Genomic DNA, 15,055 nt, shown 5'->3' on the forward strand with positions numbered 1-15,055 from the left:
TAATAATTTTGCAAATTGCTAGAATTTACCTAAACGATAGATGAGCTGAGTCACTCATCGCACACTAATTTAGCATATTTTTCATATTTTAATTCAAAAAGCTTGAACTTATAAGGCTATTGACTACTTGTCTAGGGAGAGATGAGATGAATAGTGCTATCGTACTACTATTCGCCGTTGCCGCTATGCTCTGCGGCTACGTGTTTTATTCAAAATTTATCGCCACCAAAATTTTAGCATTGGACAACAGCCGTCCTACACCCGCACATACGATGAAAGATGGGATCGATTATGTTCCTACCAATAAGTATGTATTGTGGGGGCATCACTTTACGTCAGTAGCAGGGGCTGCACCAATTATCGGTCCTGCGATTGCAGTTATTTGGGGCTGGGTGCCTGCCATTATTTGGGTAGTAGTAGGTACTATCTTTATGGCTGGTGTACATGATATGTCTGCTATTTGGGCAAGTATGCGTAATAGAGGTCAGTCGATTGGCTCTATCGCTGGTACTGTCATGGGCACACGTGTCCGCAGCTTGATGATGGTTGTCATTTTCCTATTACTACTGATGGTTAATGCTGTATTTGGCGTAGCTATTGCCAATATGATGATTAAGACGCCATCTGCGGTATTGCCCGTTTGGGGTGCCTTAGTGGTTGCCTTCATCATCGGGCAGTGTATCTATCGCTACAATATGAATCTGGTCTGGGTGTCCATTATCGGGGTAACTGCCTTGTACGGGCTTATCTATCTTGGCCCTATGTTCCCGATTGTGTTACCTGAGACCGTGATGGGTTTGCCTGATAACGCGGTATGGATCTTGATCTTGTTTGCCTATGCAGCGATTGCGTCGTTGTTGCCCGTATGGATGCTGCTTCAACCTCGTGATTATATTAATGGCTTACAGTTATTTGTCGGTTTGATTTTATTATATGCCGCTATTTTTATTGGCACGCCTAATATTGTCGCGCCAGCGGTTAACACTGCATTACCAGCGGATACACCGTCACTTCTACCATTGTTGTTTGTGACAATTGCTTGTGGTGCCATATCAGGTTTCCATGGTTTGGTCGCAACAGGGACTACTTCTAAGCAGATTGATAAAGAAGAAGACGTTCGTTTCGTTGGTTACTTTGGTGCATTGGGTGAGGGTATGCTAGCGCTTGGGGCAATCCTTGCAGCAACCGCAGGTTTTGCGACTCTTGGTGATTGGCAAGCGGTCTACCAAAAGTTCGGTGATGGCTCTATCGGTGCTTTCATTGACGGCGGTGCGACCATCTTGAATGCCGGCGTTGGCATCGACATGGTGCTATCACAGACCATGCTCACGGTAATGGCTGCATTGTTTGCTGGTACGACGATGGATACCGGCGTACGTTTACAACGTTATATCTTCCAAGAATTTGGTGAATTTTATAATTTACCCGTACTAAATAAGAGTGTCGTTGCAACGTTACTTGCTGTCGGAAGCTGTTTGTTGTTAGCGTTCGGTGCTGGTGGTATCGATGGCGCGGGTGGTATGATTATTTGGCCGCTATTTGGTACAACCAACCAGTTAATGGCTGCCTTAACTTTGATGATCGTTACCATTATCTTATTACGTAAAGGTAAGCCGGTTTGGTACACCTTAGCACCATTGTCATTCTTGTTGGTTATGACTGTCTTTGCATTATTGATTCAGCTCAAAACCTTCTTTACTGATGGTAATTGGCTACTTATTATTATGGATATTATTATCTTAATCGCGACCATTTTGGTGACGTTTGAGAGTTTGTCTGTACTACGCAAAGAGTGGTCACTACATAAAGGTAAAAACGGTGGGGTTTAAACGTTAAACCATATTGAGTGTCTGTTTAATAAAAAACGCTAGCAGCAATTGCTGGCGTTTTTTATATCATATAGGCATGATAGATCATAAGAATTAAGTAGAATACGAGCACATTATGGAAAATGAAAACACATCGAATGATATAGAAAACGTTCAACCATTAGAGAACACTCAACCATGGTGGCAACGGTTTAAGAGTGGATTAAATGAGTTTTATCATGCGCCTTATCGTCAGACGATGGCACGCGCGGCACGTGATGAAGAAGATTTTTTTATGTTGCTCATGTTTGCCGAGAGTTTGGGCATTGATAACCCAGCCAGCTTTTATACACTAGAGCTACAGCCATTGTTTTTAGAAAACTTCCACGAATGGCACACGCGTATGGGAATGGATAGATGCCCCTTTGATCACGTTGGTTGCTGCTAATAATAGCAGTGATAAAAATAAGCTAAACACTGATTGCACAATGAGACAAAATACGAGATAACAACATGGCATTACACCCTTTACATGGCTTGGTAGAGCAGCTGGCGATGCAGCCGATTATATTTATCGGAGGGAAGGGCGGCGTGGGGAAAACCACCACTGCTGCTGCACTAGCGAGCTACTATGCAAGCCAGCAGCAAAAAACCTTGATTGTTTCAACTGATCCAGCACATAGCTTGGGCGATGTACTCAATACGCGTCTAAAAAACGAGAAAACCACGATATCACCTTATCTGGATGCTATTGAACTGAATCCCGATGTCATCGTCGATGAGCATTTTGCCCAAGTTGAACGCACAATTAAATCCTACGCCAATCCAGATATGATGCCAAAAATTCGTGAGCATCTGAGGCTATCTAAGTCGGCACCTGGCGCTCAAGAAGCTGCGATGCTCGAATCTATGTGCCACCATTTAGTCGAAGCGGCAGATGCTGGTTATGAACACATCATCTTTGATACCGCACCGACAGGTCATACTTTGCGATTATTGGTGTTACCAGAAATGATGGGAGCATGGACGGATGGGCTGCTTGCACAGCAGCGACGACAGGCCAAATTACGTTCGGTGGCGACACACTTGGACAGTCACAATCAGAAAAACGGCGCTCAAAAGAACGATGTAGCCAATCCATTTGCAGCAAAGAAATCAGATCGCTGGGAGCAAGCTGTATCTGTATTAGAAAAGCGCAAGCAACTGTTCCGTCAAGCAGGGTTGCTACTACATGACCGTACACAAACAGCGATTGTGTTGGTGATGACCGCTGATGTTTTACCATTGGCTGAGACCAAGCGCGCTATCGAGCAATTAGAAGACAGTAAACTCATGCCAGCAGCAATCGTCATCAATCAATTGATATCAACAACGCAGTCGGATGAGTTTTGGCGCCGCCGCGCTGAGCGTCAGCAGCATTTGCTGCAGGATATCGAACAAAGCTTTACCAAGTACCCGCTGTATCCAATCTATCTGCAACAGACGGATGTACGCGGCACAGACGCATTGAGTGCGTTGTTAAGTGCACAGGGTGCATAGATAGTTAGCTAGTAATTTATGACTCACGCTTGTACAACTGTAGTTTACCTGACAGTGACCATGCCATGTCTGTGCGTAATAACTGAGCTTGTTCGGACTTACCGCTACTAAGCGACGACCATTGCGGTTTACCACGCGCTTTTTTAAGCTCACTTGGTAATTTATGTGCTGGCCATACAGTAATTGGATTATTTTCTTCATCTGCATGGTCACTGTCGTCAGTTAGCGACGTTCCAAGACTGCTGTTTTCGCCTTTATATAATAACTGAGTGGCGTCCGTGGCAGCATGACCACGGTGACGTAAGGCAGTTAGCAGGTCTAATGCTCGCGTGGCTAGCAATGTTAACGTCGCAGGATCAATATACAAGCGTTTTACCCCAGTAATCCTATCGGCAATACTGCTGGTATTCGATAGCAACCCGCCTGCGATACCACCTATTGCGGCGCCCAATCCTAATGTAGTACCTAGGGCTGCTGCATCGATACCTAATCCTAGAAGCGCACCAGCTGCTGCACCAGAAGTGGTGCGAATGCCGTAGCTCTTGAGAAGTTCAGGGTCAAAAGGGTCTTGTTGATAGGCTTGTAGTTCAAGCGGTGTTGCTGCAACCGCGTTGTCATAAAACTTATATAGGTTCAGGAGATTGTGCTGCATCGCACGCTCACTTTGCCTGACCGCTTCTTGCATTTGCTGTAACACAGGTAGTGGATCGTCGTCATCATTGATCTCGCGTACAAAGGCAGCAACATTCAATAAAAAATCAGCGATGATTATATTGGCCTCATCATAGAGCTGCACCCAGTCTTCCGTTCGACGTTGCATCAGCTGCTCAAGCATCTCGGAGTGGGTGAGCATGGTGGCTAGGTTTTTCCATAGGCGCATCTCATCCTCAAACTCAAACGCGACCGAATCAAAACGCGTTGAGATATGCAGATTGCGTCTTGCCAGCATCGTTTGCCAGTCGTCGATATTGGCATTCTGACTGTCCGTGAAATTAAAAACAGGCATCACAGGAATCGCAGCCCAAGACAAAATCGCTAGCTCATCCTTATATTTACCCAATACAGGCTCACGAGCATCTACCACGTAAATGGCCATATCACTTGTCAGTAGCTGACGAATCACTTTGGCTTCTTGGCTATAATCATAGGGCAAGTCATAACTGTCTGGACCTTGAGCAACATCCGCCGCCAAAAACTGTTGCAGACGTTCAATACCATCACGGCGACTGGCGGTATTGTCCTCTAGCCAATCCATAAGCCCTGAAGCATCTTCCAAACCAGGCGTATCGTATAGTGCTACCAGCACCTCACCAGTGCGACTGTCTGTCAGCTGTGCTTGCTCGACGTGACGTGTGGTTGCCGCTTCGTTTTTGACTTCACCAAAATATACGTCACGCAATAACGTGCGCAAAATAGAGGTTTTACCCGTATTGGTATGACCAACGACCGCCAATTTGAGCGGTTCACCACTGGCGATGGTTTTCTTTGTCATTCTTGGTGCTGGTGTTGATGGCTCAGTTAATAAAGGTTGAGTGTCTTGATTGGGGGAATCAAGAGTTTCTTCATAAGCCTTGTCCGCAAAGAGACCCGCAGGCTTGTCATTCTGGTGAATATTTTTATTGTCATTATTCATAGTAACGTCTTATATTTATTGATGGCAAAAACACATAGTAGCCATTTATTGTAAAACAAATCTGACTGGGTATCGGTTATGAATGCGTATAATCCATATCATAAATCGTAGTCCACGCATTTATAATCATGCTCTAGTCGGTTCAATATACTTTGGATACAAGGAAGGCGAGTGAAAGCACTACAAGTAGTAGGCTAAGCGAGACTGACACCGTATCCAATTTATAGAGGATTGACTATATTAGACAGCACTAGGTGGACGCAGCAGTACCTTTAGCTTTTTCTTAAACCCTTTGGCACGAAAGAACCGCTGCCACATACGGTAAAAGACACCAAATATCAGACTAATAATATTGTCGTGACTGGTTTCACCAACAGCACCATATTTAACGGGATTGTTGACCGTATCTTCTTCTACGTAAGTGCCAAACCAGCGATCAAAAATAATGAGTACGCCGCCGTAGTTTTGGTCAATGTATTCATCGTTGGTACCATGATGAGCACGGTGATTGGAGGGTGTATCAAAAATATACTCAACCCATTTGGGAAATTTGCCCACGGTTTCAGTATGAATAAAGAATTGATAAATAAGATCAAGCGCGTAAAAGAAAAACACCCACACTGGATGTACACCAAGCAGCATCAGCGGCACAAAGAACAACCACCAGCCCGTCACCGAGTACAGCAGGCTTTGACGCATGGCGGTGGACAGATTCATATGGTCATCTGAATGATGCACGACATGCGCTGACCAAAACCAATTCATACGGTGTGACGCACGATGGAACCAGTAATAGCTAAACTCAACCGCGACGAATATAGGGATGGCGGTGAGCCATGTCACCTCAATAGTAAATAAGCGATATTGATATAACCATAAGCAGATAGGTATGACGATAAGCGCTTGGACAATCAATTCAAACCCTAAATAAGAGCCACCCAAGCTAAAATTGGTCATTGCACGGCGCCAACTAAAGCTTTTACTATTGCCGCGCTTGGACTGATAGAACCATTCTGCCAAAAATAATAAGAAAAATGGACCTCCAGCCAGCGGTAGCAGCCACTCTTGCCAATACGCGGGCAGAATGCTCGCCAGCATTGGCTGCCACGCCTCTGGCGCAGCCGTTAAGATACTTTGGTTTAACGCCTCTCGGTAACCATCCAATAGTTGACCATACTGACCTAAGGTCATAAGGGAATTGTCTGCTGCCATCTTGGGCTCCTAGCCACTATAAAACATCCTTGTCATCTTGATATGACGTCACAGCTATTAAGACCTATAATATTTATTTATTGTATATCATGCTAGTCATAATGATAAGTTAAGATATGAGTAACAGATTAAAAATTAGAATGTGTTAAGTATCTATATCAACCAAGCCTATCTTTCGTGCAGAGAGCGCCGTTTGCCACTGCTGATAACGAACCGCATGTTTGTCTGATGGCTCATCATCGGTACGAGCATCAGTCAACCCTATAGAAACGCTGTTATCACTAAGCAGTTGTACGATAAGCCCATCTTTGGCGTGAGCAGCGATTTTATCGAGTTTGCGTAGCGTACCGCGGTCGGGTAATGCGTTACTATGAATGCCAAGCAAGACTTGCACAGGATGCGCATCTAAGTAATTTTTGAGCCGTGCCATATCATCACGGTCATCAACGATACCAAAATCTTCAACCTCACTTGATTGTTCAAGACTATGTTTGTCAAAATCATGATGGCTGCTATCTAACCCTGACTGCCACCAGTTGTCCTGATTTGCAGGGTATTCAAGCAGAGCAACTAATTTCTTGCCCGCACTGACCGTCGCTTTTGGAGCGATAGGGGCTGGCGCTTCTGTAAAGTCATCAGCATCCACCACGTGCCGCTGCCAAAAGTTTAGGATTTTTTGATAATACGGCTTTTTGATATCCAAACGCATTTTTTTGCGGCGGAACATCAATGCACAAAACGCCCATGCTATCGCTCTAGGTACAATGCCGTACATCAGCAAGCTACCAATCAGTAATCCTGCCCACTGCCGTGCAACAGACAGCGGCATCGCTTCGGTGACAAGCCTGCTCTGTGCGATCGCTGTACTGTCTGGCACACCAAACCCTACCATACTCGGTAGCCATCCTAATACTTGAGTCAAGCTCACCAGCGCCTGATCAGAGAGTAGGGTTGACTCCCAGCTAAAGCTATACTGGCGTACAACCAACAAAAATATAATCGCAAGCAGCATACCGGTCAATGTCGCGAGCCATAACTGATGACTAAACCGCCCCAGATACCAGCGCATACCACTGTGCTGCAACTGCCGCTCATACAGATCGACGGCCGCTTTGGTCACATCATCCTTACCGCGTATGAGATAACTCGGACTGACAAAGCTCGCAAACCAACTGGGCGATTGCTGGTCTCGATTGACAAGAGTCATAACGAGCCAGCCACCAAGCATAATGGTATGAAAACCAAGCAGACAGACCAACACATAAAAGAAATTCACAACATTAGACTGCAATAGCGTGAACAGTCCCAAAAATCCCGAGATACACCACACCACGCTCATAACGATCATAATACCCTTTATGCGACCATCAATCTTGCCCAGTACACGCGCAAGCGCCCCATTACTGTCTATATGTGACGCCCGTCGATGCAGCTTTTGGATAGGCGTACCGTCCTCACCCTGTAGCTTTTCCGTGATTAATAACGGGTCAGTGGCAAAAACGTGCTGATCGGTCTCTAAAGCACGTACCAGCTCGGTCAGTTGATCTTGGGGTGATAGCATAATGCGATAATATCCGTATGAAGGCGTCAATATAAGAAATAGCAATCCAAAAACAGGCGTTCTAATCGTTATAGATTATTGTAGCGTATATAGAATAAGGATGACTTGTATTATTTTTATCATAGTAAACCCTCATAAAATCAGCCAAAATAAATATATAAAACCAAATCGTGTCAAAAAGCGTATCAAAGAGACATATCAAGAAAAAGGAAGGTGCCATATGAATAATGAAATGAATAATAAAACCTATCTTATCATCGGTGGAACAGGCGGCATTGGTCAGGCCATGGTGCAGCAGCTAATACAAAAAACGACTGTGAATCAGACGGACAGTCAATCTAATCAAAGCCATCATATACAAGTATTTGCTACTTATCATCGCAATGATCCGAATATTGAAGCAGAAAACCTGCACTGGTTACCGATGAACGTCAGTGATGAGGATAGTATTAAAAAAGCTGCCGATACCATTAAGCAGATGGTCGGTCATGTGGATTGGGTAATCAACTGTGTAGGGTTATTGCATACAGAGACCGCACAGCCAGAAAAGGCCTTGCGACAGATGGAATCAGAGTTCTTTTTGCAAAACATGCAAATCAATGCGCTAGCCAGTTTGCTGATAGCCAAACACATCAAACCGTTGCTCGCCAAGGCTAATCGCAGCGCTAGTCATCCTGCTGTTTTTGCGACCGTATCAGCCCGCGTCGGTAGTATCACTGATAACCAGCTAGGCGGCTGGTATAGCTATAGAATGAGTAAGGCCGCTCTCAATATGGGGATGAAAAACCTGAGTATTGAATGGGGCAGATCACTTAAAGATGTGTGCGTGGTGGTCATGCAACCAGGCACCGTCAATACCCAACTATCCGCGCCGTTTCAAGGCAACGTCGCTGAAGAACATTTGTTCTCGCCAGCGTATAGCGCGGAGTGCTTATTGGAAGTGCTATCCGGTATGACTGCTACCCAGTCAGGCAATTTTGTCGATTGGGCTGGAGAGTCGATACCTTGGTAATACAATAAGTGATGCTATGATAACGTCAAAATACTAGACTAGTGAGCCATAAATAGCGCCATAAACTCGTTAACGGGCGTCTGCTCCAGTCTTTCTTGATCGTCGCATAACTCAATGATCTGCTGACAGCGACTTTTGATAAAACGAGTGGCTAGACTGGCGTGGAACTTGGCTTCCAGTACAGGGATGCCCTCAGCGCGGCGGCGTTTGTGGCCGATAGGATATTCAACAGCTACTTTTTCTGTACTGGTGCCATCGTTAAAAAATACTTGAATGGCATTGGCAATAGAGCGCTTGCTTGGGTCATGATAGTCTTTTGAATACTGCGCGTTTTCTTCTACGACCATCTTGCTACGTAGCTCATCGATTGATAAATGCTGTTCGTGATAGTCATCCTCGTAGTTCTCTGCCATCAGATCACCTGTCAACAACGGCACAGCGACCATATACTGTAAGCAATGATCTCTATCTGCTGGATTGGCAAGCGCCCCTTCTTTTGAGATAATTCGAATCGCTGAGTCATGGGTGGTCAGGACGATTTTGTCGATATCGTCAATTCTGTCTTTGATATGCGGGTGCAGAATAACCGCCGCTTCACAAGCAGTTTGCGCATGAAACTCAGCAGGAAAACTTATTTTAAATAAGATATTTTCCATCACGTAACTACCAAAATCTCGCTGGAATTTAAAGCGACGATCGTCTTCAGGCTTTGTCGCTAGATCCTTATTGGTATGGCTAAATAGCACATCATAGAATCCCCACTGCGGTGCGGTTAATGCGCCAGGAATACCCATTTCACCACGTGCCGTTATATCTACCAGACGTACCGCACGACTGGTTGCATCACCTGCTGCCCATGATTTTCGGCTGCCAGCATTGGGTGCATGCCGATAGGTGCGCAGTGCTTGACCATCGACGATGGCTTGTGAGATCGCTGCCATGATGCGCTCACGGGGCAGCTGATAAAGTTTTGCAACGACGGCTGTTGATGCTAACTTGACCAAAAAAACATGATCGAGCCCCACACGGTTGAATGAGTTTTCGAGTGCCAGTACACCTTGAATCTCATGCGCCATGATCATGGCTTCAAGCACGGCTCTCATGGTCAATGGTGCTTGCCCTTGGCTGATATTTTTCTGACTAACATAGTCGGCGACCGCCAAGATACCACCCAAGTTATCAGAAGGATGGCCCCATTCGGCAGCAAGCCACGTATCGTTATAGTCAAGCCAGCGCACCATACAGCCAATATCAAAAGCGGCCTTGATGGGGTCTAGTCTATAGGAGGTGCCAGGGACGCGAGCGCCATGCGGCGTTATTTGATCGGGGCAATCAGGCCCCAAGTGCTTGGTGCACTCAGGGAAGCGCAATGCCAACAACCCACAGCCAAGCGTATCCATCAGACAGTGGCGCGCAGTATTCCACGCATCAGTAGGGTTTGGAGACTGCTCGTCTATTGAATAGTTGAGAACGTAATCGGCAATTTTTTGAATTTCATCGTCATATTCTGGACGGATGTTGCTCTCTACCGTCGCATCATTTTTATTTGAATTGGTATTTGACATGGTTGGTTCCTCATCCTGAGTATGCTACTTCCTTGACTGAGACTGAGCTGATTGGCTCAGCCATCCTTTTAAAGGAATCATTATTTAAAAGTAGCATACTCAAGATAGAACAACCAATTTGAATTATGTTAAGAATTAAGACGTTAGCAGCGATCTAAATCATTAAGTACAACAGACCTAAAACAAACAAAGCGGCCATGATAAACAGCAGGAAACTTAACACTTTGGTCGTGGTTGACGCAGTGTCCGTGCTCTCTTTTTTGATTTTGTTTTTCTTTGCAACGTATAGCACCATTTTTACATGCTCGATATTGTCCTCGAGATAATGCTCGCCTTCAGGCACAAAACCTAACGACTCGTAAAAACTCAGTAAGTAAACCTGTGCCGAGATGATAATCGGGCGCTTTTTACCGTACTTTTTTCGGCACTGTGCAATAGCCTGATTCATCATCTGCCGTGCTAGACCATCACCTCTGTGCTCTGATAGCACAAGTACTCTACCAATGGCAGGCATCGCGGTGTGGTTGGTCTTAATCGCAGGATCGGCTACTGATAAGTTGGATTTTAGCTTATTAAACTCAGGTGGGATAATACGGCAATAGCCCACCAGTGCTGCGTTTTGATGAGCGATTAGGTGCAAGCAATCAAAATCCACTTCATCCATATCTTGATAGGCACAGTTTTGTTCGACGACAAACACTTGCGAGCGCGCCTTTAAAATATGATAAAGATCAACTGAGGTCAGCTCGTCAAAGGTTTTTAGAGAAAATTCACAAGTCATAGTGGGCTAGCTTCTGGCAATAGGCAGTAAAAGATTGGCATTATAACGATTTAGGCAGGCATTAACCATTCCTAACCGTTTAGGGTCTGACTGATTTTATCTAAGTTTAGGCTATCAGACATAGCGCTAAAGATTTCAAAGTATTTGCCGCGTTGGGCATAAAGTACCTCATGTGTACCTGTCTCAACCACTTCGCCATTTTCTATTACCACGAGATCATCGGCATCGATAATTTGAGCGATATTGTGTGAGACCATAATGACGGTACGGTCTTTTTTGATCAGATCTAGGCTTTTTTTGACCTGCTGACTAGCGATAGCGTCTAGACTGGCTGTAGGCTCATCCAAAAATACAATCGGTGGGTCTTTCAAAAACATCCTTGCCAGCGCGATACGTTGCTGTTGACCACCTGATAAGGACTTAGCAGTGCTCTCATAGCCATCAGCTAACCCTATGATCTGCTCGTGGATAGAGGCTTTTTTTGCCGCAATGATGATGTCCTCAATGCTGGCATTCATGTCCCCATAGCGGATGTTTTCACTGATCGTACCTGAAAAAATATGATTGCTCTGTAGTACCAAGCCGATGCGCTGACGCAACTCGTGAGTATCACAGTCTGCCAAATCATGCCCGTCTAGACATATCGTGCCAGCATCTGGCGCATAGAACTTGACCAATAGATTGATAATTGTGCTCTTGCCCGCGCCAGAAAGGCCAACCAACGCGGTGATACGGTTGGGCTTGATAGAAAAGCTGACGTTTTTTAGCGCTTGCGTGCCATTAGGATAGGTAAAATCAACGTTTTTAAGCTCGATATGACCTTTGAGGTTTTCGCTACTGATGCCATCGATGTTTTCGACTTGTTTATCGTCTTCTAAAATATCAAAAAAACCTTCGGCATAGGTCAATGCATTATTTATCTGGTCGTAGATGCGGTGTAATTGACGGATAGGGGCGGCGACGTTCTGAAACAGCATGACATGAAACAAAATCATGCCAATGGTCATCTCGCCTTTTAGCACAAAATAAGCGGTGAGAAGGATGATAACCACCACACCAATCTGCTCGATAAAGGTTTTGATGGCATCATAAATAAAGCCAATACTGCGAATTCGCAGCTGATTGTCGGTCATTTCTTTTTGAATGGCTAGGTGTTTCTCAGCCTCGATAGATTCACGGACAAAGGATTTCACCACACTGATCGAATTAATCAAAGAGATCACCAAACCGCTTTTGGCTTCTCGAAACCCACGCATCTGCCGACGAAAACCTTGCAGACGCCGTGCTTGCTTTTGGCTGATAAAGAAGTAAATGGGTATGATAATAAGACCGACCATACCCACCCAAAAGTTGGTCGAAAACATGATGATAAGTGCCACAATCGCATTGGCAAATAGCGGTAGCATGTCGATAAAGAAGTTTTGCACCAGGCTGGTAAGACTGCTAACCCCGTAATCGATACGGGTTTGCAATTTACCACTGTCGTTTTCACTACTGGTATAAAACGCCATGCGATAGGTCAGGATGCGTTCAATGATTTTTTGAGACAAGTCACGAGACAAGTTGATACGAATCTTTTCACCAAAAAAACGCTGACCAAAAGAGATGAATATCGACAGGATCTCTTTGGTCAGCAAGACCGCGCTAATAATGCCTAACATACGCAGACCTGCCTGCCATGGATCAGCAAGCGTGGCAATTTCGGTCAAGGTATCGACGGTATAACGCAGTACAAACGCATTGACCTGCGCGGTAAAGGAGCCTAAGACGGTCAGCGCTAAGGTGGCGATGATAAGCAAGCGATAAGGTTTAGCAAATACCGCCAGTTTTTTTAGAATATCCCACAGCAGTGCCCGCCGTTCTTTCTTTTCGACGGGCGGTTTTTTGTCTAACTGTACGCGGCGGGGCTGGGGAGATGTTGGCATAAAACTCTATCGCAAATTAAAATAAGCCGTGTCTACGCTTAAAATGCATCCGCTGGCACAAAAACTTCACCAACCATGATACGCCTTGCTGAGCGGCTCATCGACACTTTTTTGGCTTGCCAGCGCCCATCAACCAGTTCGGTTTTTCCGCCGACGAGCAATGTGCCTGATGGATGGCCAAAACGCACCTCTGTTAGCTCATTACCGCCAGCAGCTTCGTTAACAAGCGTACCTTGTGTGGTTGCCGCGGCGGCAATAGCGACTGCGGCTGTACCCATCATGGCATGATGCAGTTGACCCATACTCATAGCACGTACCACTAAATCAATCTCGTCTGCATCGACCGATTTACCACTAGAGGCGGTATAGCTCTGTGCTGCGCCAACCCAAGCGATTTTAGGAATGTGTTGGCTGGTCTGTGCCTCGCTCACGTCTTTAAATAATCCCATCGCTACGCCGCCTATGGCACGGATTTTCTCAAGCTTGGCTAGTAGCTCGCTGTCGCTATTGATATCGCCTTGTAGCTCAGTACCCGTAAAGCCCAAATCTTCCGCTTTCATAAAGATGGTTGGGATACCAGCGCTAATAAAGGTCACTTTGACGCTATCGGTATTTAAACCGCAGCCAGTTACATCGAAGTCATCGACCAAGTTGCCAGTAGGGAACATGTCGCTTGTGGCATCTACAGGGTCGATAAACTCAATTTTGACCTCAGCCGCTGGGAAGGTTACACCGTCTAATTCAAAATCGCCCGTTTCTTGAACCTGTACTTTATCATTCGCGTCTTTATAGACTGGCACATGAGCAATAATGGTTTTACCAATATTTTCTTGCCAGATACGCACTTCACAAATACCGCTTTCAGTACCTTCGTCGATACTATTAGCAATTTTGTCAGCATCGACCAAACCCATATTAATGGCACAGGCACCGACGGCCGCGGTTAAGTTGCCACAGTTACCCGCCCAATCAATCATAGGCTTGGCAATATTAACTTGTCCGAACAGATAATTCACATCATGGTCTGGTCTGTCAGAGGCCGATAAAATAACCGTTTTTGACGTGCTAGAGCTGCCATTGCCTAATCCGTCGATTTGCTTGCCGTAAGGATCTGGGCTACCGATGACACGTAATAGGAAGTTATCACGTGATTCGCCAGCGACTTGGCAACGCTCAGGTAAGTCAGATAATTTAAAGAAAGTGCCTTTTGAAGTACCACCGCGCATATAGGTAGCAGGAACGGATATTTGCGGGGCAAAAGAAGGTTTTGATTTAGAATTGGTTTGGGCCACTGTATTAAGTCCTTTTTATATTGTTATAAGAATGGGTATGCTGCCATTAGCAAGTAAACATAAATGACTAAGAACGCTCGTTAATAATGATAGCGACAGGAGATAATCGTCAGATAATTATCATCGACGGCATATACCAACCGATTGGCGTCATCGATGCGTCTTGACCAAAATCCAGATAGATTTTCTTTTAGGGGTTCAGGTTTGCCAATGCCTTCAAACGGATTTCGCTTACATTCGGTGATGAGTTTGTTAATACGTTTGAGTGTCTTCTTATCTTGCGTTTGCCAGTACAGATAGTCTTTCCACGCAGCATCTGTCCACGCTAGTTGTTCACTCACTGTTAGACCCTTTGGATTGATTAAAGCCTTTGAGTTCAAGCACTTTCAATATCGCCATCCGTATGCTCATTATTATCGCTGCTGCCATCACCTTTATCACTATCTTCTACCGTATCTATTAGCTCACGCGTAACCGTCTTGCCAGCTTTATATTGGGCAATAGAGTCCGCTAAGTGCGCCGCGTTGGCAGGAGATTTTAGTAGATAGACAGTTTCCATTAGGCTGTTGTAATAATCAAGCGACATCACAACCGCATCATCAGCGTCACGGCGGGTTACGATAGTGGCGTTGGCATCATCATTTACCGTATCTAGGACGGATTTTAGGTGCTTTCTGGCTTCTGAAAAACTAACGACTCTCATGGCTTACTCCTTTCATGATATTCT

Annotated in this window: 12 protein-coding genes and 1 pseudogene; 4 read left to right on the forward strand and 9 right to left on the reverse strand. The window is 45.2% G+C overall.

Features of this window, described 5'->3' with window-relative positions:
- The first annotated feature begins 146 nt into the window (after positions 1–146).
- From SJY28_RS10165 to SJY28_RS10175, 3 genes are all read left to right on the forward strand, one after another.
- Positions 147–1,829 carry a carbon starvation protein A gene (locus SJY28_RS10165; RefSeq protein ID WP_379544358.1) on the forward strand — a complete coding sequence of 561 codons (1,683 nt, stop codon included), beginning with the start codon at positions 147–149 and terminating at the stop codon, positions 1,827–1,829.
- A 115-nt stretch (positions 1,830–1,944) separates the two neighbouring features.
- Positions 1,945–2,256, forward strand: coding sequence for a cory-CC-star protein (locus SJY28_RS10170; protein WP_179799197.1), 312 nt, complete (start codon positions 1,945–1,947; stop codon positions 2,254–2,256).
- A gap of 65 nt (positions 2,257–2,321) precedes the next feature.
- The gene (locus SJY28_RS10175) at positions 2,322–3,347 is read left to right on the forward strand and encodes an ArsA family ATPase (protein WP_379544359.1); all 1,026 of its coding nucleotides are present in this window, start codon (positions 2,322–2,324) and stop codon (positions 3,345–3,347) included.
- Positions 3,348–3,363: 16 nt separating this feature from the next.
- On the opposite strand, the gene SJY28_RS10180 is transcribed toward SJY28_RS10175, so the two are convergent.
- From SJY28_RS10180 to SJY28_RS10190, 3 genes are all read right to left on the reverse strand, one after another.
- The gene (locus SJY28_RS10180; protein WP_379544978.1) at positions 3,364–4,839 is read right to left on the reverse strand and encodes a DUF3482 domain-containing protein; all 1,476 of its coding nucleotides are present in this window, start codon (positions 4,837–4,839) and stop codon (positions 3,364–3,366) included.
- 381 nt (positions 4,840–5,220) lie between these two features.
- Entirely contained in the window at positions 5,221–6,192 is a 972-nt protein-coding gene (locus tag SJY28_RS10185; protein WP_379544360.1) for a sterol desaturase family protein, read from the reverse strand.
- Positions 6,193–6,337: 145 nt separating this feature from the next.
- The gene (locus SJY28_RS10190; RefSeq protein ID WP_379544361.1) at positions 6,338–7,753 is read right to left on the reverse strand and encodes a DUF2868 domain-containing protein; all 1,416 of its coding nucleotides are present in this window, start codon (positions 7,751–7,753) and stop codon (positions 6,338–6,340) included.
- A gap of 220 nt (positions 7,754–7,973) precedes the next feature.
- Here SJY28_RS10190 and SJY28_RS10195 point away from each other — a divergent pair, with 220 nt between their 5' ends.
- Entirely contained in the window at positions 7,974–8,765 is a 792-nt protein-coding gene (locus SJY28_RS10195; protein WP_379544362.1) for an SDR family oxidoreductase, read from the forward strand.
- A gap of 38 nt (positions 8,766–8,803) precedes the next feature.
- Here SJY28_RS10195 and SJY28_RS10200 read toward each other — a convergent pair whose 3' ends face one another.
- From SJY28_RS10200 to SJY28_RS10225, 6 genes and pseudogenes are all read right to left on the reverse strand, one after another.
- Positions 8,804–10,330 (reverse strand): bifunctional 2-methylcitrate dehydratase/aconitate hydratase, encoded by a 1,527-nt coding sequence (locus tag SJY28_RS10200; RefSeq protein WP_379544363.1) that lies wholly within the window; start codon positions 10,328–10,330, stop codon positions 8,804–8,806.
- Between the two features lie 154 nt (positions 10,331–10,484).
- On the reverse strand, positions 10,485–11,111 hold the full coding sequence (locus SJY28_RS10205) for a GNAT family N-acetyltransferase (RefSeq protein ID WP_057760177.1): 627 nt from the start codon (positions 11,109–11,111) through the stop codon (positions 10,485–10,487).
- A gap of 71 nt (positions 11,112–11,182) precedes the next feature.
- Positions 11,183–13,036 carry an ABC transporter ATP-binding protein gene (locus SJY28_RS10210; RefSeq protein ID WP_379544364.1) on the reverse strand — a complete coding sequence of 618 codons (1,854 nt, stop codon included), beginning with the start codon at positions 13,034–13,036 and terminating at the stop codon, positions 11,183–11,185.
- A gap of 38 nt (positions 13,037–13,074) precedes the next feature.
- Positions 13,075–14,328, reverse strand: a complete 1,254-nt coding sequence (gene prpF / locus SJY28_RS10215) for a 2-methylaconitate cis-trans isomerase PrpF (protein WP_379544365.1) — start codon at positions 14,326–14,328, stop codon at positions 13,075–13,077.
- Positions 14,329–14,408: 80 nt separating this feature from the next.
- Positions 14,409–14,669: a Txe/YoeB family addiction module toxin gene (locus SJY28_RS10220; protein WP_037025847.1), complete on the reverse strand. Its 261-nt coding sequence runs from the start codon at positions 14,667–14,669 to the stop codon at positions 14,409–14,411.
- A 113-nt stretch (positions 14,670–14,782) separates the two neighbouring features.
- Positions 14,783–15,031, reverse strand: a pseudogene (locus tag SJY28_RS10225) (type II toxin-antitoxin system Phd/YefM family antitoxin); the annotation flags it as partial.
- Between the last annotated feature and the right edge of the window lie 24 nt (positions 15,032–15,055).

Origin of the sequence: Psychrobacter sp. R86515 (assembly GCF_042466315.1) — a bacterium.
GTDB lineage: Bacteria > Pseudomonadota > Gammaproteobacteria > Pseudomonadales > Moraxellaceae > Psychrobacter.